Origin of the sequence: Pigmentiphaga sp. NML030171 (assembly GCF_002188635.1) — a bacterium.
Lineage (GTDB): Bacteria > Pseudomonadota > Gammaproteobacteria > Burkholderiales > Burkholderiaceae_B > Pigmentiphaga > Pigmentiphaga daeguensis.
On record NZ_NINX01000029.1, the window covers coordinates 127034 to 148667 of the forward strand.

A 21634-nucleotide genomic window follows, 5' to 3' on the forward strand; every position below is an offset into this window, starting at 1 on the left:
GAAAAAAAGCGCCGATCCAGCCATGCGCGCCGCCGTGGGAAGGCCGTGTCAGTTTTTTTCACGAGCCACGCCTCCACGGTGATTTTTCCTGTCGCGAACGGGGCATGCGCGTGCCTCTCCCCCGGGCAATCCCGAAGCCTGCCACGCCGCGGATCCCGTGCCGCACGCCAATATCCGACTGGAGGGTATGGCCCCTCCCCGGGGGCGCTTCCTATCATCCCGCCACGAGACCAGCCCATGCCCCGGAGGTGGCGTCCAACTCATGCAGCACGCTCTCACAGACGATACGCGCACCACCGCCGGCTTCCTGCTGGAAGGCCTGACGGAGATCGGCGTCGATTACCTGTTTTGCAACATGGGGACCGACCACGCGCCCATCATCGAAGAACTGGCGCGCCGGCGCGAACAGGGCGAAAAGGCGCCGCAGGTGATCCGCTGCCCGCACGAGAACACGGCCGCGCACATGGCCGCGGGCTACGCCCTGGTGACAGGCCGAGGCCAGGGGGTGCTGGTCCACGTCGACGTCGGCACGGCCAACGCCTCGATGGCCATGCACAACCTCTTCCGCAGCCGCCTGCCCGTTCTCCTGATGGCCGGCAAGGCACCCTTCACCTCGGCGGGAGAGCTGCCGGGCACGCGCGACAACTACGTGCACTACATCCAGGAGCCGTTCGACCAAGGCAGCCTCGTCCGCCCCTTCGTCAAGTGGGAATGGACCTTGCCTTCCGGCATCGTGGTGAAAGAAGCGCTGCGCCGTGCCCAGGCCCTCATGCAGAGCGAGCCCCGCGGTCCCGTGTACTTGATGCTGCCGCGCGAAACGCTGGCCGAACCCTGGCCGATAGACCGCGTCAAGTCCTATCCGGAGGCGCAATTCGGCGCCATCGCTCCCACTGGCGCCGATCCGCGCCAGCTCGACACCGTGGCCGAACGCCTCCTGGCGGCCGAGCACCCTATCCTGATCACCTCGTTCGGCGGCCGCAATCGCCGTACCTCGGCGGCCATCGAGCGCCTGGCGCGCCTGGCCGGCATACGCGTCTTCGAATCGAATCCGGTCAACAACATATCGCATGAAGGCCCGAATTTCTGCGGGTTCCAGCCGGGCGGCTCGATCCAGGCTGCCGACGTCGGACTGCTCGTGGACACGGACGTGCCCTGGTTCTCGCGCGACGTCCGGCCGCACGCCCGCACGTTCTGGGCGCAGGTCGACGTCGACGCGCTGAAGGCGGCCTCGCCGATGTGGAGCTTTCCCGCGAACGCCCGGATCCAGGGCGACAGCGCGCGCATCCTCGAACAATTGGCCGAGGCGCTCGAGGCAAGGTCCACGCCGGCATTCGCCGGTGCGGTCGATGCGCGCAACGCGCGCATCGCCGCCGAGAACGAGCAGCGCCGGCACAAGGCGCGGGACAAGGCCGCCGATCCGGGCACGCCGGGCCAGATCAATCCTCACTTCCTGTTCGCGGAACTCGGCAAGCGCCTGCGGCCCGAAGACATGGTCTTCAACGAAGCCGTGCGCAACTCCCCCGCCCTCATGGAACAGCTCACCCGTCCTCTGCCCGGCACCCTGGTGCGAGTCGGCGGCGGCGGGCTCGGCGCCTCCGGGGCCATGGCCCTGGGCGCACGGCTGGCCGATCCGGACCTGATGGCGGTGCAGGTGGTGGGAGACGGCAGTCTCTACTTCAACATCCCGAGCTCCGTCCTGGCCGTCTCGAGTTTCTATGGACTGCCCATCCTGACGCTCGTCGTCGACAACGCCGGATGGTCCGCGGTCAAGGAGTCGACCTTGCGCGTCTATCCGGACGGCAGTGCAAGACGGCAGGACGCCTACGAGGCCGAACTGCCGGGCAACGCGGACTTCGCCAAGCTGGGGGAGGCGTTCGGCGCCCATGGCGAACGCGTCGACGACCCGGCGCAGGTCGGCGCCGCACTCGATCGATGCATCCAGGCGGTCAAGGCGGGACGCTCCGCCGTCCTGCATGCCAAGGTCGTACGGATCTGACTTCAAGGAGATCATCATGAATAGCCAGACACGGCGAACGACGGTTGCATTGCTCGCGGCGGCGGCGCTGCTCGCCTGCCCGCCCGGCTCGGAAGCCGGCGATAGCTACCCGTCGAAGCCCATCCAGATCATCGTGCCCTACGGGCCCGGCGGATCGACCGATTTTGCCGCGCGCAATCTCGCAGTGGGACTGGAACGCAAGCTGGGACAGACGGTGGTGGTCGTCAACCGGCCGGGCGCCAGCGGCACGATAGGCGTCATGTCGGTCGCGCGCGCGGCGCCGGATGGCTACACGCTGCTGCTGGGGCTGAATACGGAGATGGTCATCATTCCGCAGGTGCGCAAGGTGTCGTACCAGCCCGGTGACTTCGAGCCGATTGCAATCGTCGGTTCGACGCCCCTGGTGCTCATCGGCCGGAAGAGCTTCAAGGCCGGCGACTTCCAGGCCTTGCGCGAAGAGATCGCCCGCCAGCCGGGTAACTACAATTTCGGCGGCGCGGTCGGCAGCCCGGCCCACCTCGCGGGCGAATGGCTCAAGCGATCCACGGCGCTCGACATCAAGCACGTGCCCTACAAAGGCGGCGCGCAAGCGGCCAACGACGTGGCGGGCGGGCACCTGGACCTGTACTTCTCGGGGATCCTCCCGTCCAAGGCCCTGATCGATGCCGGCGAAATCAAGGCCTATGCGGTAACCAGCGCCACCCGGTCGCCCACGCTGCCCAATGTCCCGACTTTGAAGGAAGCCGGCCTGGACGACTTCGTTCTTTCCAACTGGAGCGGCCTGTTCGCCCCGCGCGGCACGCCGGCGCCGATACTGTCATTGTTGAGCGGCAAGGTCCGCGAAGTCCTGCGCGATCCCGGGTTCCAGGCCGCGATGGCCAAGGAGGGCATCGATATCCCGGACACGGGCTCGCCCGGGGCATTTCTCGAGGAAGAACAGGGAAAATTCAGCCGGCTCATCAAGACGCTGAATCTGGCCCTCTAGAAAAAATCCGACTCCGGGGTAGGTCGCAGGACTGGGCGGTAGGGTCTCGGCAAGCCCCCCTCTCTATCATTTTCTGCATCGTTTTCCACCGGCAGATGCAGGCGTGCTGACCCTTCCCCATCTACTGAAAAACACCGTCCAGGCCTACGGCCGGCGCAAGGCGATCATCGATCCGTCGGGCGACCTGAGCTGGAACGATTATCTCGACCGCGTGGCCCGCACCGCCGGCATGCTCCGGGACCTGGGCCTGAACCCCGGCGATCGGTTCGCCACGCTGTGCCGCAATTCGGTGGACCATGCCCAGTTGCTGCTGGCGGGCTTCTGGTCGGGCGTCGTACCGGCGCCGCTGAATTTCCGCCTGGCTCCCGCCGAGATCGCCGCCATGCTGGAAGATGCGCAGTGCAAGGCCGTCATGCTGGACGACGACTTCATGCCGCTCCTGGAGCAGCCGCCGCTGGCCTCGTGGCGGTCGCGGGCCATTCGCGTCCGGTTGCGGGGCGGGCCGGCGGAGCTTGCGACCATGGCGGACCTGCTCCGTGCCAGCCCGCGCGCATCCGCCCATGGCTGCCGGGAAGGCGACGAGGCACTGTTGCTCTATACCGGCGGCACCACCGGGCGCGGCAAGGGCGTCAGGCTCACGCATCGCAACATCGTCGCCAACGCGCTGCAGCTGGCCCGCGTGATGTCGCCTTGCCCGGACGACGTCTACCTGCACGTCTCGCCGATGTTCCACTCCACCGACCTGAAGGCCACCGTCGTCACGATGTTCGGAGGCGGCCATACCTACCTGAGCGAATTCTCGCCCCGGGGCGTGCTCGAGGCCATCGAGCAGCGCGGCGTCACGATCGCCAGCCTGGTGCCCACCATGATCATCGGCATTCTCAAGGAAGCCGACGTGGACCGCTACGACCTGTCCCGGCTGCGGCTGATCAGCTACGGCACCGCGCCCATGGACGAACAATCGCTGCGCAAGGCCATGGACCGCTTCGCTCACGTCGGCTTCCACCAGTGCTATGGCCTGACGGAAACGTCTCCCTACCTGGCGATCCTCGACGAGGCGACCCATCGGTTCGCGCTGCGCGAACGGCCCGAACTCCTGAAGTCCGCCGGCCGGCTGCTGCCCGCCACCTCCATCCGGTTTCTCGACGATGACGGCAACGAGGCCGCGCCCGGCCAGCCGGGCGAGATCGCCGTGTCCGGGCCGCAGGTGGCGGCCGGCTATCACAACCGGCCGCAGGAAAACGCGGCGACCTTCCGGGACGGCTGGCTGCACACGGGCGACATCGGCCGCCTGGACGAGGACGGCTACCTGCACGTTCTCGACCGCAAGAAAGACATGGTGATCACAGGCGGCGAGAACGTCTACACGCGGGAAGTGGAATCCGTGCTGGCCCTGCATCCGGACGTGGCCGATGCCGCCGTCGTCGGCATACCGGACACCAAGTACGGCGAGGCGCTGCTGGCGGTCGTCGTGCCTTCGGCGGCGCGCCCGGCGCCGGCGGAGATCATCGAGTTCTGCCGGCGCCATCTCGGCGGATACAAGATCCCGCGGCAATTCATGTTCGTCGACGCGCTGCCCCGATCGTCGCTCGGCAAGGTCCGCAAGGACGAGTTGCGGCGAGCGTATCTCGAGACCAGGGAAACCCGCTGACACGCCGGCCGACCGCCGGCATGGGCGCCATGCCACCCGAAGAAATCGATAACGAGGAGACTTCCATGCACCGATTCCGTCAACGCACCTGGTGGGCCGGCATCCTGCTGGCACTGCTCGTCCCGGCGTCGTCCCAGGCCGCAGAACCGGCCTGGCCGCAAAGGCTGATCCGGCTGCTGGTTCCCTACGCCGCCGGCGGCTCGACCGACATCGCGAGCCGCCTCATCGCGCAAAGACTGTCGCAAACCCTGGGCCAGCCGGTGGTGGTCGAGAACCGGGGCGGCGCCGCCGGTTCGGTGGGAGCGGCGTATTTCGCCAAATCGTCGCCCGACGATCATTTCTTCATGATGATCACGCCGTCCCAGTTGTCGATCAATCCCTATCTGTACAAGACGGACCTGGGCTACGACGCCGAAAAGGACTTCGTTTCGATCGGGCTCGCGACCCAGACGCCGAACGCCATCGTGGTCTCGCCGTCGCTGAAGGTGACTTCGCTCAGCCAGCTCATCGAGCATGCCAGGGCCCATCCCGGCAAGGTGGCGTACTCCAGCGCCGGCATAGGCAGCACGGGCCATCTGCTGAACGAATTGATCAAGACGCTGGCCAAGATCGAAATCCTGCACGTTCCCTACCGCGGCAACGGCCCGGCCATGCAGGCCCTGCTGGCGGGCGAGGTCCAGTTCAACACCGACAACCTTCCGCAGCTGCTGCCGCAGATCCAGGCCGGCAAGGTCCGCCCCATTGCCGTGACCTCCAGGCAGCGCTGGTTCCAGCTTCCCGACGTTCCCACGGTTACCGAGGCGGGCTATCCGAACCTCACCACCAGCGTCTGGTTCGGCATGGTCGGGCAGGCCAGCCTGCCCAGGCACGTCGTCGCCCGCATGAACCAGGCGCTCAACACCGTCCTGACCGACCCGTCCTTCGTGGAGAAGCTCAAGGAAGTCAGCCTGGAAGCCAACCCCAGCACACCGGAGGAAATGGCGGCGCACGTGCGCGCCGAGGCCCGGCGCTGGTCGAAAATCATCAAGGAATCCGGCGCGACCGCCGACTGACCCGCCATCTCCATCCATCCGCATCCGGAGCATCCGATGTTGCAAGTCCCTTCCCTGCGAACCGGCGGCCAGATCCTCGTCGATGCGCTCAAGATACACGGCGTCGACCACGCGTTCTGCGTACCCGGCGAGAGTTTCCTGCCCGCATTGGACGCGCTGCACGCGTCCAGCGACGCCATCAGGACGATCGTCTGCCGCCAGGAGGGCGCGGCGGCGCACATGGCGGAGGCCTACGGAAAACTGACCGGCAAGCCCGGCGTCTGCCTGGTCACCCGCGGACCGGGCGCGACCAATGCCAGCATCGGCGTGCACACCGCAAGCCAGGACTCGACGCCCATGATCCTGCTCGTGGGGCAGGTGGGCACCCGGCTGCTGGAGCGCCAGGCCTGGCAGGAGATCGACCTGCGCAGCGTATTCGGCTCGCTGGCGAAATGGGTCACGCAGGTCGACCACCTGGAACGCTTGCCCGAGATGATGAACCGGGCGTTCCAGGCCGCCGTCTCGGGCCGCCCGGGCCCCGTCGTCGTCGGCTTGCCCGAGGACGTGCTCTACCGGCACCTGGACCTGCCCGACAGCCGGCCCTTCGTGCCGGTACAACCGCAGCCCGGCGTTGCCGACCTGGCACGCCTGCGCGAACTGGTCGAGCAGGCACGGCGCCCGCTCATGATATTGGGCGGAGGCGGATGGAGCGCCGAAGCCTGCGCGGCCATCCAGGTTTTCGCGCAGGCCTTCCAGCTGCCCGTCGGCACGGCCTTTCGCCGGCAAGACCTGTTCGACAATGCGCATCCCGGCTATGCCGGCGACATCGGGGTCGGGATTGCCGAATCGCTGGCGCAGCGGGTTCGCCAGGCCGACCTGATCCTCGCGGTAGGCGCGCGCCTGGGCGAAACCACGACCGCGGGGTACACCTTGCTCGGCGTCCCCTCGATGGAGGCCCGATTCGTCCATGTCCATCCCGATATCGGCGAACTCGGCAAGGTCTATCGGCCCGACCTGGCCATCAATGCGGGCATGGCCGAATTCGCGCTCGCCGCGGCGAGCCTCGAGCCACCACGGCACCCGGCGTGGGCCGACTGGACGCGCTCCGCCAATGCAGACTATTGCGCGACGCTCGTCCCCCCTTCCATGCCGGGGAGCTTGAACTTGGCCCAAGTCGTCCGGCACGTGCGCGACCGGCTGCCCGCCGACGCGATCGTCACCAATGGCGCGGGCAACTACACCGGCTGGGTCCACCGCTTCTTCCAATACCGCGGCTTTCGCACCCAGCTCGCGCCCGCCAGCGGCGTCATGGGCTACGGGATTCCGGCCGCCTGCGCCGCGGCGGCCATCCACCCGGACCGGCGAGTGGTCTGCTTTGCCGGCGACGGCTGCTTCCTGATGAACAGCCAGGAACTGGCGACCGCGAAGCAGTACGGCTTGCGCGTGATCTTCATCGTCGTCAACAACGGCATGTACGGCAGCATACGCATGCACCAGGAGATCCACTATCCCGGCCGAGTCTTCGGCACGACGCTGGAAAATCCGGACTTCGCCGCGCTGGCGGCCGCCTATGGCATCGCCGGCTACACGGTGGAAAAGACGGAAGACTTCGCGGCGAGCTTCGACCGTGCGCTCGCCGCCCCGCACGGGGCCTTGATCGAACTGCGCATCGACCCCGAGGCCATCACGCCGCGCACGACGCTGAGCGAGCTGCGCGCCCGAAGCGAACGACACCGCTGAGATGCGGCCCCTCGTCCGGCGCACCCCGCGGTCCCATCCATTGCATGAACGGAGCATGACATGATCGAACACATTCCCCTGAACGAACGCCAGCAACGGATCGACGCGTCGGGGTTGCCGCGGGACGCGACCTCGCAGTTCCTGCAAGCCGCCCGGGCATGGGAGGAACGGCCGGCGCCGTCGACGCTGGATGAGGACTCGGCCCTGGTCCGATCCGTGTGCCGCCAGGGACGGCAGCTGCTGAGCCGCCTTCCGCTCAAATCGGCCCGCGACGCCACGCAGAAGGACGTGGCGCACGTGATCTTCCACCTGATGGCCGACGCAGCGTGGCGCTTCTTCCGGCACCATGCCCACCCCCTTTACCGGGACCTGACGAACAACGGGACGCGGCCGCTGCGAGTGGATGAACTGGCCTGGCAAGCCGCGGCGCGGCTGCCCGGCATCCTGCCCAGCGAAGAGGAACTGCGGGCGGAAAGCGAACTGCTGCAAAAGGACAAGGACGGGCTGGAAATCAACCAGGGCCTTTTCTTCAGCCACCTCTTTACCGACCGGGCCATCGGCTCGCACCTGATACGAACCATGCTCAGGCCCTTGCCGCAGTCGTTCGAATACCTGGACGAATTCCGCAAGACCGGGCGCGTCCAGTTGGACAAGGCATTGGTCGAGGCCAAGGCCCAGGCCGGATTCCTGACGTTCCAGAACCTGCGCTACCTGAATGCCGAGGACGACACCACCATGGTGCCCTTCGAGGTGGCGACCGACCTCATCCTCATGCATCCCGACCTGCGGCTGGGCGTCATGCGCGGGGGCGTGGTCGACCACCCGAAGTATGCCGGCCGGCGCGTGTTCTCGGCCGGCATCAACCTGACCCACATCTATCGCGGCAAGAAATCGTACCTGGGTTTCCTGACCAAGAACATGGGCTTCTTCAACAAGGTCCACCGCGGCATCCTGCCCCCCGGGCCGGACAGCCTGGACGCACCGCTGGACGAGCCCGAATCCACCGTCGAGAAACCGTGGGTGGCGGTCATCGAAACGTTCGCGATAGGCGGCGGGTGCCAATTGCTGCTCGTGGCCGATTACGTGATCGCGGAATCCGGCTCCTTCTTCAGCCTGCCTGCGCGCAAGGAAGGAATCATTCCCGGCCTCGCCAACCTGCGGCTGCCGCGCTTCACGGGCGAGGCGCTGGCGCGCCAGGCCATCATGTTCGACAAGCTGTTCAAGGTGGAGACTCCCGAGGGCCGCACGCTCGTCAGCGAAGTGGTGCCGCCCGGGGAAATCGAACAGGCGGTCGAACGCTGCGCGGCCAACGCGCTGGGCGCCGGCATGGTCAGCATCAGCGCGAACCGCAAGGCGCTGCGCGCCCAGGCCGAGCCCATGGAGGTCCTTCGGCAATACCTCGTCACCTACGCGCGGGAGCAGGCCTTCTGCCACCTGAGCGAAGACCTCATCAACAACCTCGAAAAGAACTGGAACGCCAAAGAGCGCAAGCTCTGACGGCTTTCCGGACCGCGTCCCCAGAGAGGCATGCATGTCCATCGAACATCCGGATCTGAAACTCTACATCGACGGCCAATGGATAGGCGGCGAGGGCCGCGACACCATCCCGGTCGTCGACCCGGCCACCGGGCAGCCCATGGGAGAGCTCCCCTCGGCCACGCCGGCGGACCTGGACCGGGCGCTGCAGTCGGCGGCCGCGGCCTGGCCGGGCTGGAGCACGACCCCGGCAGTGGAACGCGGCCGCATCCTGCGGCGCGCCGCAGAACTGATGCGCGGCCGCCGGGACCGCATCGCGCGTCTCCTGACGCGCGAGGAAGGCAAGCCGCTTGCCGAGGCCCTCGTCGAGGTCGACGGCGCCGCCGCGCACATCGAATGGATGGCCGAGGAGGGACGGCGAGGCTACGGGCGCATCGTCGGCGGACCCGCCGGCATCCGGCAGAACGTCCTGAAACGCCCGATAGGCGTGGCCGCCGCCTTCTCGCCCTGGAACTTCCCGGCAACCACGCCGGCCCGCAAGCTGGGGGCATCCCTGGCGGCGGGATGCTGCTGCATACTCAAGGCTCCCGAAGAAGCGCCGGCCACGGCGATCGAGATGGTCCGCGCATTCGCCGAAGCCGGCGTGCCCCGCGGCGTGATCAACCTGGTATGCGGCGTGCCGGCCGAGATTTCCAGCCACCTCATCGCATCGCCTGTCGTCCGCAAGGTGTCCTTCACCGGCTCGACCGCGGTCGGACGCCAGCTGGCTGGGCTGGCCGCCGCAGCGATCAAGCCCATCACCATGGAGCTGGGCGGCCATGCTCCGGTCCTGGTTTTCGACGATGTCGACGTGGACGCGGTCGTGCGCCTGTGCGTCGCCAGCAAATACCGCAACGCCGGCCAGGTGTGCGTATCGCCGACCCGCTTCTACGTGCACGAGCGCATCTATGAACGCTTCGCCGGCGCCTTCGCCCAGGCGGCCGCGGGGCTGAAGATCGGCCCCGGCCTGGACGAGGGAACGCAGATGGGACCGCTGGCGAACACGCGACGGCTGGCGGCGATCGAGAACGCGGTGGCCGACCTGAAATACGCCGGCGCCCGGCTGGTCGCGGGCGGCGAGCGTCTCGACCGGGCAGGAAACTTCTTCGCCCCCACGGTGTTCTCGGACGTGCCGGCCCAGGCCCGCGCCACGCGCGAAGAGCCCTTCGGCCCCATCGCCTTGCTGCTGCCCTTTCGCGACGAAGAAGCCGTCATCGAACAGGCGAACGCGCTTCCCTACGGATTGGCGGCCTACGCCTTCACTCGCGACGGCAGCCGGCAGTTGCGGCTTTCCGAGAGGATGGACACGGGCATGCTGGGCCTGAACACGTTTTTCATCAACGGGCCGGAAACGCCGTGGGGCGGTGTCAAGGAAAGCGGCTACGGCAGCGAGGGGGCCACCGAAGGTCTCGAAGCCTACCAGACCACCCGCCTCGTCGTACAAACCTCCCACTTCTAGTTCCTTTTCTCTCGCCCTCAGGAGTGCTCCATGGCAGATGCCGCACACACCGGACCACGCAACGGCTCCCCGCCCGTCACGACGCTGCGCGGATGGCTGGACCGCTTGGCCGCCAACGACAGGCTGGCGCTCATCCAGGCAGGCAAGTCCCTGCGGTTTGAAATTGCCGCCATCGCCTCGAAGCTGGACGGCCGCCAGGCGACGTTCTTTCCTTCCCCGGAAGGCCATCGCATCCCCGTGCTCTCGGGCATCGTGTCGCGGCGCGAGTGGATCGCCGACGCGATGGGCGTGGCCCCCGCCGGCCTGCTCAAGCGCTACCAGCAGGCGGTGGGCAACCCGATGCCTTGCGAAGAAGTGGGCGAGGCGCCGGTGCAGGAGGTCATCCATCGCGGCGATATCGACATCGGCAGGCTGCTCCCCGCCCCGATACACAACGAGCACGACGGAGGCGCCTATCTCACCGCGGGCCTGCTGATCAGCAGCAATCCCAACACCGGCCGGCAGAACGTGTCGATCAACCGGTGCCACCTGAAGGGCGGAAACCGGATGGGCGTCTCGGTCTCTTCGCGCGACACCGGCACCTTCCTGAGTCTCTGCGAGAAAGCCGGCAAGCCCTTGCCGATCGCGATCGCCATCGGCGTGGATCCGCTCACGCTCATGGCGTCGCAGGCCATCGTGGCCATGGACCAGGACGAGCTCGAGGTCGCCGGCGCGCTGCGGGGCGAGCCGGTGCGCGTCGTCAAGTGCCTGACCAATGAGCTGCGCGTTCCGGCCGAGGCCGAGATCGTGCTCGAGGGACGCATCCTGCCCAACGTGCGCGAGCCCGAGGGTCCGTTCGGGGAATTCACGCAGTACTACGGGCCGCGAGGCGACCGCTTCGTCATCGAGATCGATGCCGTGACCCACCGGCGATCGCCGCTATTCCACACCATCATAGGCGGCGGCACGGAGCACATCCTGCTTGGCGCGGTCGCGCGGGAAGCCAGTTTCCTCACGACCATGCAGCGCATCTTTCCCAACGTGACGAACGTGCACCTGGCCCCCGGCGGGGTCGGCCGCTACCATTTGTACGTGCAAATGAAGAAGCTGCACGAAGGCAGCGCCAAGAACGTCATCTTCAGCGCCTTCGCCATGCATCACGACGTCAAGCAGGTCATCGTGGTGGACGAGGACATAGACATCTATGATCCGCAGGAGGTCGAATGGGCGGTCGCCACGCGCTTCCAGGCGGACCGGGACCTGGTCGTCGTGGGCAACTGCCGGGCCTCCAGGCTGGACCCCACGTCGCGGGGCGGGATCGGATCCAAGCTGGGACTGGACGCCACCAAGCCGGTCGACGCCCCGCCGGAACAGTTCCTGCGCATCGGCGTGCCGGGAAGCGATGCGGTCGACGTCGAGGCGGTAAGATCGGACATTGCCCCCGGCTCGTGGCGCGAGGCATAGACCTCCTGCGCGCTTACGCGCAGGCTTTCATTCGATGTACCTCGACGTGACGGGAGTCCACGCTTGCTGACGCTTCCCGACCTCTTGCAGAGCACGGCCCGGGCGCATGGGCACCGGGCGGCGATCCATGCGTCGGCCGGCAGCCTCAGCTGGAGGCAGCTCATCGAGCGCGTCGCACGCAGCGCCGGCATGCTTCGGTCGCTGGGGCTGCATCCAGGCGAGCGGTTCGCCACGCTTTGCCGGAACTCCGTCTCGCACGCCCAGTTGCTGCTGGGCGGGTACTGGTCCGGCATCGTGCCGATTCCCATGAATTTCCGGCTCACCGGCGGCGACATCGCCTGGATGCTCGAGCAGTCGGGCTGCCGGATGCTGATGGTGGACGAGGAACTCGCCTACCTGCTGGACCAGGCGCAGCTTGCCCCATGGCGCGGGCGAGCCGTCTGCGTGGGCGCCGCTCCCGACGCCTCCGGCATTCCCGGCACGGACGCCCTGCTGGCCGAGGCGCGACCGGCCGCGCCGCATCCGGTACGGGAAGGCGATCTTGCGTTGTGTCTCTATACCGGCGGCACCACCGGCCGCGGCAAGGGAGTCCGGCTCACCCACCGCAACATCGTCGCCAACGCGCTGCAGCTCGCCCGCGTGATGGCACCCGCGCCGGAGGACATCTATCTCCATGTCTCGCCCATGTATCACTCGACGGATCTCAAGGCGACCGTGGTCAGCATGTTCGGAGGCGCGCACGTCTACCTGAAGGACGCCTCCCCCGAGGACGTGCTCGATGCCATCGAGCGCCACCGCGTCACCATCGCGAGCCTGCTGCCTGGCATGATCGTCCGCATCCTCAGGGAAGCCTCCGTCGACCGCTACGACCTGCGCAGCCTGCGCCTGATCAGCTATGGCACCTCGCCGCTGGACGAGCCCACCCTGCGCGCCGCGATGGCCGCCTTCCCGCACGCCGGTTTCCACCAGTGCTATGGCCTGACGGAGACCTCGCCCTACATTGCCATCCTGGACGAGGCGGCGCACCGCCGGGCCGTGACGGATCGCCCCGAGTTGCTCAAGGCGGCCGGCAGGGTCCTGCCCGGCACGCGGCTCACGCTGCTCGACGATGCCGGCAACGAGGTGCCGGCCGGTGGGACCGGCGAGATCGTCGTGTCGGGACCGCAGGTCGCCGACGGCTATCTCGGCCTTCCCGAGGAGGAGACCCGGGTTTTCCGCCAGGCAGCATTCCATACCGGCGATATCGGCCGCATCGACGACGACGGCTTTCTCTACATCCTGGACCGCAAGGTGGAAGTGGTCGCCGCGCGCGGCATGAACGTCTATACGAAGACGGTCGAGGACATCCTGTGCCAGTGCCCCGGCATTGCCGAGGCCGCGGTGGTGGGCGTGCCCGATCCCGTATCCGGAGAGGCGCTACTGGCCGTGCTGGTCCCCGACGGCCTTGCGCCGCCCCTGCCCGCCATCGCGGAGTTCTGCCGTGGCCGCCTGCCGGCCGGCCAGGTTCCGGGCCAGTTCATGTTCGTGGACGGCCTGCCCCGCACGCCGCTGGGAAAGGTCAAGAAGCAGGAACTGCAGGAGGCTTACCGCTCGCAGCTGGAAGTCCACGGCGCCGGCGCGCCGGCCCGGCGTCGCTCGCGCCCGGGAAGAGCCTGACTGCGGCGCCGGTCAGGTGCTCCAGCCTCGCGACCGCATCCACGCCGCCAGCGACTGCTCGGTATCGGCTCCCTCGCCGGCCAGCCAGTCGCAGAAGGTGCGCACCGCCCGGCTCTCCGCGGGAAGGTGGGGATGACTGGCATAGTAGGTGCGCCGCTTGATCGGCGGCGTATCGAGCGGCACCGCCAGCCTGCCCGCGATGATGTCGTCGATGACGAGGAACAGCGGCACCAGCATGACGCCCAGGCCTTCCATGGTCGCCTGCAGCGAGAAATACATCTGCTCGAAGCTCAGGATGCTCGCCGGCCGGACGTGGTCGCACCCCACTCCATGCAGCCATTCCGACCAGGAGTACGACTCCGTGGCATAGCTCAGCAAGGTATGCCGCGCCAGGTCTTCCGGCCGCTCCAGCCCCGGCCATTCCAGCAGGTCGACGTGGCAGACGGGCACGACCATCTCGCTGACCACGGGTATCGAATTGCAATTGGGCAGCGGCGCGTAGGCGCTGCGTATGGCGAGGTCGTAGCCGTGCTCCTGGAAATTGACCGGCGCGATCGACGTGGTCAGGCGCACGTCGATTTCCGGCCGCCGCCGCTGGAAGCGCGAGAGCCTGGGAATCAGCCAGCGCATCATGAAAGTAGGCGGCGCATTGATGCGCAGGCCGGCCCTGGCCGACCGCTGCCGGGCCTGCATCGATGCCACGGCGATCAGGTCCAGCCCCATCGTCACCTGCTCGAGGTAGTCCCGGCCGGCCTCGGTCAATGCCAGTTGCGATGCCGACCGCAAGAAAAGCGGCACCCCCAGCCAGGCCTCGAGCAGCGCCACCTGCCGGCTGACCGCGCCATGCGTGACGTGCAATTCTTCGGCCGCCTTGGTGAAATTGACATGCCGTGCGGCAACCTCGAACACCCTGACGGCATTCATCGGAGGCAATTTTCTCATGGTCGCCGGATATTGCCATGAGCGGCCGCCGCAGCCAATCGGCGTCATCGCCTATCCTGGCGCCTTCCCCGGCCCCGCGCCCGCGATACGGCCGGCCAGGGGATCCCGGCGGATCAATTGCCTATCCGCAGGTTCAGGTCATTGATCACCTTGGTCCAGCGGGACAGCTCCTCGCGCTGAAAGGCGGCGAACTCGGCCGGCGGCATGAGCGGGCTCATTTCGTAGCCGACCGCCACGCAGCCCTCCTTGAACTTCTCCGACGCCAGCACCTTGGAGACGGCGCGATACAGCCTGTCGGCAACGGCGGCGGGCGTCCCGGCGGGGGCGTAGAGGCCGATCCACGATGCGCTTTCGAAATCCACGCCTTGCTCGATCACCGTGGGAACGTCCTTGACGAAACCGCTGCGCTCCTTGCCCGTCACGGCCAGCGGGCGCAGCTTGCCGGCCCGGATCTGCGGCAACGCATCCGACACCGAAGATACCAGGACCTGGACCTCGCCCGAGACCGCGGCGAGAATGGCCGGGCCGGACCCCTTGTAGGGCACCTGCTGGATGTCGATTCCGGTCTTCTGCTTGAAAGCCTCGAACGCCACCTGGTGCGGCGACGAAGGCGACGCATAGAAGAGGCGGCCCGGCTTGGACTTGGCGAGCTTGACGAGATCGGCCAGGGAATGGACGGGCAGGCCCTGGGGCACCGAGAACAGCAACTGGCTGTACCCGATCATCGTGATCGGCACGAAGTCCTTCGTCGGGTCGTAGGCCAGTGCCGGCTTCAGGCCCGGGTTGTAGGCCATCATGCCGCTCGAACCGCTCAACAGCGTGTAGCCGTCGGGAACCGCCTTGGCCACGAACTGCGCCGCAATGGCACCGTCGGCCCCCGCCTTGTTCTCGACCACCACGGGCTGGCCCAGTTCGGCCCGCAGGTGCTCGGCAAGCAGCCTTCCCATGACGTCGTTGCCGCCGCCGGGCGCGAAACCTATCACCAGCGTCACGGGTTTGTTCGGGTAGTCCTGGCCGGCCGCCCAAGCCGCCGTCGTCACGCAAAGCGCCAGCACGCCGCAAGCGCCTGTCCATCGCCGGTTGCCATTCATGATCGTCTCCAACGGTGTAGTTATGCGTCCGGCCCCGGTGGTGGTCCCGGTTCGTGCCGGCGGTGGCCGGGTCAGCTCATCGCGCCTCCGCCATCGACGGGCAGCGCCACGCCGGTTATGTACGAATTCTCGGGCGCCACCAGAAAGAGTGCCGCCCGCGCCATTTCCTCGGGATTCCCGAGTCGCTTGATCGGCCGTACCTGCCGGTTCATCTCGGCATAGGAATCGGCGACGATGTCGGGGTTGCGCGCCAGCACGCCTTGCCAGAGAGGGGTGCTGTCGATCGGGCCGGGACAAATCGCGTTCACCCGGATGCCGTCCTCGGCATGCGCCACGGCCAGCGCCCGCGCCAGCATCAGCAGGCCGGCCTTCGACGCCGAGTACGCCGGGGACTGCCGGGACGGCCGCAATCCCAGGCCTGATGCCGTGAAGAGAATGGACCCGCCTCCCGCGCGGCGCAAATGCGGCAGCGCGTACTTGGCGCCGAAGAAACCTGCCTTCAGGTGTATGTCCATGACCTGGTCGTACTGCGCTTCCGTCGTATGCTCGAGCAGGCCTGGCCCGGCCACGCCGGCATTGTGGAAGAACACGTCCAGGCGGCCATAGCGGCGGACCGTCTCGTCCACGGCGTCGGCGATCCGTCCGGTCTGGCGCAGGTCGCATTCCACGAAGCAGGCCTGGCCACCCTCTTTTTCTATGTCCGCCACGGTGCGTTCGGCATCGGGCCGGTTGATGTCGGCAATGGCGATCCGGGCCCCCTCGCGCGCGAAAAGCAATGCACTGGCCCGCCCGATGCCCGTGGCGGCACCGGTGATGAGGGCGACCTTCGAATGCAGCAGCATGAGTGGCTCCATTCCATCATGAAACGGGTTCGCGCAGCGCGTCAGCCGGCGCCGGCGAGGTCTCGAAAGGCGGGCCGGCCATCCCGCGTCATCCACATCTGGCCGCCGGCGCAGTCCATCACCGTTCCATTGACGAAGGCGGCGGCGTCCGAGGCCAGGTAAAGCGCCATGTCGGCCACCTCGTCGGTGGTACCCATGCGCGCCAGCGGCACGTTGGACAGCAATTGCTCCAGTTGTTCGGGCCGCCGGTTCAACGAGGTGCGCGGCGTCTCGATCAGGCCTGGGGCCAGCGCGTTGACCCGCACGTGCGGCGCCAGCTCCATGGCCAGCGACCGCGTCAGGCTGATGACCGCGGCCTTGGCCGCCGAGTACGCCGGCATCCCGGGGAAGGGAAACTGCCCTGTCAGCGACGCCATGTTGACGATGCAGCCATGTCGCTGCTCGAGCATCAGCGGCGCCACCGATCGCGTGCACAGGAAGACGCTCTTCACGTTGGCCGCGAAGGTGTCGTCCCAGTCCCGCTCGCCCAGCTTGCAGACGCGTCCTATCCTGAAGGTCGGCCCGCTTGCGCCGCCGGCGTTGTTGACCAGCACGTCGATGCGGCCGAACGCATCGCGCGCGGTTCGCGTCATGCGCTCGACCGCCTCGGTGCGCGTGACGTCGACCTGGACGGCAACCGCCTCCCCCCCGAGAGCGCGGATCTCGGCGCCGACCGACTCCGCCCGGTCCGGGTCCATGTCCGCCACGCAGACCCTGCCGCCCAGCCGCGCCAGGCCCAGGGCGATCGCCCGGCCTATGCCGCTGCCCCCGCCCGTCACGACGGCCGTCCTGCCGCGGAATGACAATTCCGACAATCTCATCTGTGCGCCCTTTCTCTCGCCGTCAGGCGATATCGCCGCGCGGGCGGATATAGATGCCCTCTTCGACGAAACGCTGGATGGGCTGCGCGCGAGAGCGGTCCGCCTGGTCGGTGGGAAGCCGGTCCGCATACATGTTGACCGGATACAGCGACTTGTCGTACATGTGGCGGAAAGCCTCGCTGCGCACCTGCGTCAGCCAGTTGTGGCGCGGGTCCATGCGCCGGCGGCGCAGCGCCTCGAGGCTGATCTGCGCGGCGGTCACGGTCTCGCCAGGATAGTTCACGTGCTGCACGATCGCGCCGTGGTAATCGATCACCATCGAGCCGCCGGGATAGGAATTGGCCGGATTGCCGCGCACGATCAGGTTGCCCGGCGCGCAGGCCGCCACGTACATGGTGTTGAACGCGGCGTGGGCGCGATTGGTGACTTCCCACAGGTCTTGCGGCGGCGACCCATCCGGCTCGGCCATGCCGCTCGACCTGATCATGACCTCGCAGCCCTGCAAGGCCATGGCGCGCGAATGCTCCGGGTAGAACGCCTCGTTGCAGATCAGGTAGCCCAGCTTGCCGATGTCGGTCTCGATGACGGGGAACATGCAACTCAGCACGTCGCCCTTCTTGCGGCCGTACTTGCCGTCCATGGCCTCGATATAGCGGTCCCATACGTCGTGCGGGCTTACGTCGTCACGCCCGCTGTAGGGCAGGTAGGGACAGTACTTGTGGCGCTTGTAGATCACCTCGCCGCTGGGGTCGATGATGAACGCGGCGTTGAACGCGAACTCCGTGCTGATCTCCGGAATCACCTCGTGCGCGCTGCCGGCGATGTAGGTCTTGTACTTGCGCGCCTGCTCGGCCAGGAGTTCGATCTCGTCTCCGGGAATCCGTATCGCCATGTCCTTGGCGACCTTGGTGAACAGGTTCGAATAGGGTTCCGGATTGTTGTTCCAGCCCTGCATGAAGACCTCCGGCAGCACCACCAGCTTGAGCGGCGCGTACTCGCGGAATGCGAGCCGTGTCGGCCCATAGCCGAATATCTCGATGATGCGGTCGAGGTTGGCCTTGCGGATATCGCGCCGATGGTCGATGCCTACGCGGTTGGTCTGCATCAGGACGATGGAATACAGGTCGGTCACTGTCGCTCCTTTGGATGCTCCGGGGGGCCGGTTCGCGCCGGCTCCGCGGTTTCTCTTCTGTAGGCGCAGTGTGCATGCCGGGCCTTGCGCCGGCCAATCGAGATATTTTTAGGGACCTTCAGGAAAACTCACAGCGCGTCCATCAGTACCGGTTCGAGAAATTCGCCGATATCCGCTGCTTCAGGTATTCCGCCGCGGTGATCGCCGGATACTTGCGCCCGGGCCCCTCGATCACCACGTCCTCGTTGGCCTGGCAGAAGAACGCGAGGCTGTAGCGGGCCCCCTGGTACTCGTGCGGCTGCGGATTGCGCACGCGGTGGAAGTTCGACGGCAGCGCATCGTCGCTCCAGCGCATCAGCATGTCGCCGATATTGCAGGTGATGACCCCCTCGACCGGCTCGACCGGTGTCCAGGCGCGGCTCTCGGCGTCCTTGCCCGGCAGCACTTGCAAGCCTGCCTGGCCCGCGCGCTGGAACAACAGCGTCAGGCAGTCGTAGTCGGTGTGGGCGCCGGCGCGCCACAGGCCCAGCTCGTCCTTGAGCGCGGGGTCGATGGCGAAGTAGTGCAGCATGCGCAAGGTGCTCTGGTAGGTTGCGGGAGCCGGATCGTGGGCGCGGGTGAAGAAGTCGGGCGCAAAACCCAGCTTCAGCGCAAAGCAGGACAGCAGCCGCATCCCGACCTCCCAGCACTGGCGCTCGAACCGCAAGGTGGCCTCCTTGAAGCCGGGCAGCTCGTCCTCGGTCGGCCACAATCCGTCCATGCGCGGACGCGTCACCTGGTAGGACTCCTTCTGGTCCGGCGTACGGGTGGACGGCCGGATCTGGGCCTTGTGCTCCCAGCCGGCGTTACGGGTCAGCGGCCATTGCGCCTTGGTCTCGCGCGGCAGGGCGAAGAAGCGCTCGGCGCGCACGAACGCGGCCTCGATATCGGACAGCGGGATGCCATGGTTCTTGACCTGGAAGAAACCGATCTCGGTCGCGGCGCGCCAGATCTCGTCGGCGATCTCGGCGTGCCGGCGGTCGAAATCGGCCACGTCGATGATGCGGATCTCGCGCTGGGTTTCCTGCCCCATGCCCCCCATGCGGGATTCCTTTTCGAGCTCTCCCAGCCCATAGCCGGAGGGAACCTGGAGGGACGGCGTGGCACTCGTGGTTTTCATGATGACATCCTCGTCGAAGAACAAGGGACATCGACCACTACCGGGCATCGAGCGGGGCGGTCGTGTCGCGCTTGAAGGTTGACATGGCCGCCCCGCGGGAGCGTACCCCGCGGCGCGGCCTCTTCAAGAGCAATGACCCGCCAATCGGGCCGGACGGCGCCGGGCGATTGCGCTGAACGCTTCTACTCTTTCGACCCGCAGTCATGCAAGAACCGCTCCAGGCGCATCGGCTCGTGCCCTCCTGGCGTGCCGTGCCGCTCCGCCGCCGCGTTCACCAACTTTGTGCAGCGGGCGCCGCACCGGCGGGCCTTTTGCACCAATCGAAGACACCGGCACGGGGACGGCGCGGCGAAGCGTCGCGCGCCGGAAGCATTGTCGCTTGCCGGCCTTCCCCGGGGAAAGGCGCACGGGTGTTCCGGAGCCCGAAACGCCGGCAAACCCCGATGGCACACCCCTTGCTTGATCGATCGCAGAGTAGAAGCGTTCAGCGTCAGCCATGCGCCGGCGCCCGGAAATTGCTCGAGTCGCGCCGGACAGGCTTGCCGCAGGCATGTCCGGGAATTCTCCATTCCACGACACGGGACCTCCATCAGATGAACCGCCGCCAGTTCCTCGCCACGCTGTCCGCTTCCGCCCTCGCCGGGGCACATGTCCGCCCGGTTCTCGCCCAGCCGCGCTCCCTCACTCCGATCAAGTTCACCCTCGACTTCCGCGTCACCAGCCAGACCTCGCCCTTCTTCCTGGCGCTGGCCAAGGGCTATTACAAAGAGGCCGGGCTGGACGTGAGCATCGACGTCGGGTCCGGCTCGGTCGCCTCGATCACGCGCGTCGCCAGCGGGGCCTACGACCTCGGCCTGGGGGACATCAGCTCGCTGGTCGAGTTTCACGCGCAAAGCGTCGGCGCGCCCGTCCAGGCGGTGTACCAGTATTACAACCGGGCGCCCTTCGTCATCATCGGCCGCAAGGACCGCGGCATCACGACCGACTTCGCCAGCCTGCGAGGCAAGCGCGTCGCGGCTGCGGCCGTGGAGGCGACGCGCCGCTGCTGGCCGATGGCGGCGCGTCAGCTCGGCGTCTCCCCGGACCTGTTCCAGTGGATCACGACCGACTTCAGTACCCGCGACAATGTCATGGTCCGCGGCGATGTCGACGCGGCCACCTACTTCCACGATTCGGCGGTCTCGCTGTTCGCCCGCATGCCACCCCAGGAACTCGCGGTGCTCGAGTATGCGCGCACCGGCCTTGCCCTGTACGGCAACGCGGTACTGGCCAGCCGCCGGCTCATCGCCGAGAAACCGGCGGCGGTCAAGGCCTTCCTGGCGGCCACCAACCGGGCCCTGGTCGAGACCCTGGCCGATCCGGAACCCGCGCTGGCCGCGATCAAGGCGCGCGAGGCCATCATCGACCTGAAGGTCGAACGCGAACGCTGGCACATCACTCGCCGCTATCTCGCCACCGACGACACCCGCGCCGACGGCCTGGGCAGCGTCCGGGCCGGCATCCTGCAGCGCCAGATCGACGAAGTCGCCGCCGTTTTCGATCTGCCCGCCCGGCCCCCCATCGGCCAGATCTTCGACGACAGCCTCCTGCCTCCCGCCGCCCAGCGCAAGGTGCCCGCATGACGGCGCAGCCCCTTCCCGGCGAGCAGCCCGTGGACGAAGGCGACGGACGATACCTGCGCCGGGCCATCGAGCTCGCCAACCTGGCCCGCTCGCGCGGCAACCGCCCCTTCGGGGCGGTCATCGTCGGCGCGGACGGCACCGTGCTGGCCGAGGCCTGGAACCGCAACGGCGAGACGGGCGACTGCACCGCCCATGCGGAAACCGAGGCCATCCGCCTCGCCAGCCCCCGCCACACGCGCGAGGAACTGGCGGGCGCCACCCTGTATGCCTCGGGCGAACCCTGCGTGATGTGCGCCGGAGCGATCTACTGGTCCAACATTCGCCGGGTGGTCTTCGGCATCGACGCCGTGCGTCTGCGCGCGTTCCGGGGCGCGCGCCTGGACCAGCGGGACGCGGAGCTGTCCTGCCGCGACGTGTTCGACGCCTCGCCGGTGCCGATCGCGTGCATCGGCCCGGCGCTGCTGGACGAGGCGGCCGCCTCGCACGAAGGAGGCTGGAAAACCTGAGCCG

Annotated in this window: 17 protein-coding genes; 11 read left to right on the forward strand and 6 right to left on the reverse strand. The window is 67.5% G+C overall.

Features of this window, described 5'->3' with window-relative positions; translation table 11 throughout:
- Positions 1 to 262: 262 nt before the first annotated feature.
- The 9 genes from CDO46_RS09885 (at position 263) to CDO46_RS09925 (ending at position 13476) form a co-directional block, all read left to right on the forward strand.
- Positions 263 to 1996 (forward strand): thiamine pyrophosphate-requiring protein, encoded by a 1734-nt coding sequence (locus CDO46_RS09885; RefSeq protein ID WP_087838369.1) that lies wholly within the window; start codon positions 263 to 265, stop codon positions 1994 to 1996.
- A 16-nt stretch (positions 1997 to 2012) separates the two neighbouring features.
- Positions 2013 to 2981, forward strand: a complete 969-nt coding sequence (locus CDO46_RS09890; RefSeq protein WP_176400697.1) for a tripartite tricarboxylate transporter substrate binding protein — start codon at positions 2013 to 2015, stop codon at positions 2979 to 2981.
- A 103-nt stretch (positions 2982 to 3084) separates the two neighbouring features.
- Positions 3085 to 4632 (forward strand): class I adenylate-forming enzyme family protein, encoded by a 1548-nt coding sequence (locus tag CDO46_RS09895; RefSeq protein ID WP_087838371.1) that lies wholly within the window; start codon positions 3085 to 3087, stop codon positions 4630 to 4632.
- Between the two features lie 65 nt (positions 4633 to 4697).
- The gene (locus CDO46_RS09900) at positions 4698 to 5684 is read left to right on the forward strand and encodes a tripartite tricarboxylate transporter substrate binding protein (protein WP_176400698.1); all 987 of its coding nucleotides are present in this window, start codon (positions 4698 to 4700) and stop codon (positions 5682 to 5684) included.
- 36 nt (positions 5685 to 5720) lie between these two features.
- A complete protein-coding gene (locus CDO46_RS09905) occupies positions 5721 to 7403 on the forward strand; it encodes a thiamine pyrophosphate-binding protein (protein WP_087838373.1) in 1683 nt (560 codons plus the stop codon).
- 60 nt (positions 7404 to 7463) lie between these two features.
- Positions 7464 to 8900 (forward strand): enoyl-CoA hydratase/isomerase family protein, encoded by a 1437-nt coding sequence (locus CDO46_RS09910; RefSeq protein ID WP_087838374.1) that lies wholly within the window; start codon positions 7464 to 7466, stop codon positions 8898 to 8900.
- A gap of 34 nt (positions 8901 to 8934) precedes the next feature.
- The gene (locus CDO46_RS09915) at positions 8935 to 10377 is read left to right on the forward strand and encodes an NAD-dependent succinate-semialdehyde dehydrogenase (protein ID WP_087838375.1); all 1443 of its coding nucleotides are present in this window, start codon (positions 8935 to 8937) and stop codon (positions 10375 to 10377) included.
- 30 nt (positions 10378 to 10407) lie between these two features.
- Entirely contained in the window at positions 10408 to 11820 is a 1413-nt protein-coding gene (locus tag CDO46_RS09920) for a UbiD family decarboxylase (RefSeq protein WP_087779955.1), read from the forward strand.
- A 63-nt stretch (positions 11821 to 11883) separates the two neighbouring features.
- Positions 11884 to 13476 carry a class I adenylate-forming enzyme family protein gene (locus CDO46_RS09925; RefSeq protein ID WP_087838376.1) on the forward strand — a complete coding sequence of 531 codons (1593 nt, stop codon included), beginning with the start codon at positions 11884 to 11886 and terminating at the stop codon, positions 13474 to 13476.
- A 12-nt stretch (positions 13477 to 13488) separates the two neighbouring features.
- On the opposite strand, the gene gcvA is transcribed toward CDO46_RS09925, so the two are convergent.
- The 6 genes from gcvA to CDO46_RS09955 form a co-directional block, all read right to left on the reverse strand.
- A complete protein-coding gene (gene gcvA, locus CDO46_RS09930) occupies positions 13489 to 14466 on the reverse strand; it encodes a transcriptional regulator GcvA (RefSeq protein ID WP_087838377.1) in 978 nt (325 codons plus the stop codon).
- A gap of 65 nt (positions 14467 to 14531) precedes the next feature.
- Entirely contained in the window at positions 14532 to 15509 is a 978-nt protein-coding gene (locus tag CDO46_RS09935; protein ID WP_087779952.1) for a tripartite tricarboxylate transporter substrate binding protein, read from the reverse strand.
- A 71-nt stretch (positions 15510 to 15580) separates the two neighbouring features.
- On the reverse strand, positions 15581 to 16351 hold the full coding sequence (locus tag CDO46_RS09940; RefSeq protein ID WP_176400700.1) for an SDR family NAD(P)-dependent oxidoreductase: 771 nt from the start codon (positions 16349 to 16351) through the stop codon (positions 15581 to 15583).
- A gap of 41 nt (positions 16352 to 16392) precedes the next feature.
- On the reverse strand, positions 16393 to 17211 hold the full coding sequence (locus CDO46_RS09945; RefSeq protein WP_158213239.1) for an SDR family NAD(P)-dependent oxidoreductase: 819 nt from the start codon (positions 17209 to 17211) through the stop codon (positions 16393 to 16395).
- Between the two features lie 22 nt (positions 17212 to 17233).
- Positions 17234 to 18343, reverse strand: coding sequence for a nitrilase-related carbon-nitrogen hydrolase (locus CDO46_RS09950; RefSeq protein ID WP_087838380.1), 1110 nt, complete (start codon positions 18341 to 18343; stop codon positions 17234 to 17236).
- A gap of 142 nt (positions 18344 to 18485) precedes the next feature.
- Entirely contained in the window at positions 18486 to 19502 is a 1017-nt protein-coding gene (locus tag CDO46_RS09955; RefSeq protein WP_087838493.1) for an isopenicillin N synthase family oxygenase, read from the reverse strand.
- A 593-nt stretch (positions 19503 to 20095) separates the two neighbouring features.
- On the opposite strand from CDO46_RS09955, the gene CDO46_RS09960 reads away from it, so the two are divergent.
- Both CDO46_RS09960 and CDO46_RS09965 read left to right on the forward strand, forming a co-directional pair.
- The gene (locus CDO46_RS09960; protein ID WP_087838381.1) at positions 20096 to 21124 is read left to right on the forward strand and encodes an ABC transporter substrate-binding protein; all 1029 of its coding nucleotides are present in this window, start codon (positions 20096 to 20098) and stop codon (positions 21122 to 21124) included.
- Entirely contained in the window at positions 21121 to 21630 is a 510-nt protein-coding gene (locus CDO46_RS09965; protein ID WP_087838382.1) for a nucleoside deaminase, read from the forward strand. The genes CDO46_RS09960 and CDO46_RS09965 overlap by 4 nt, the downstream gene beginning before the upstream one ends.
- Positions 21631 to 21634: the final 4 nt, after the last annotated feature.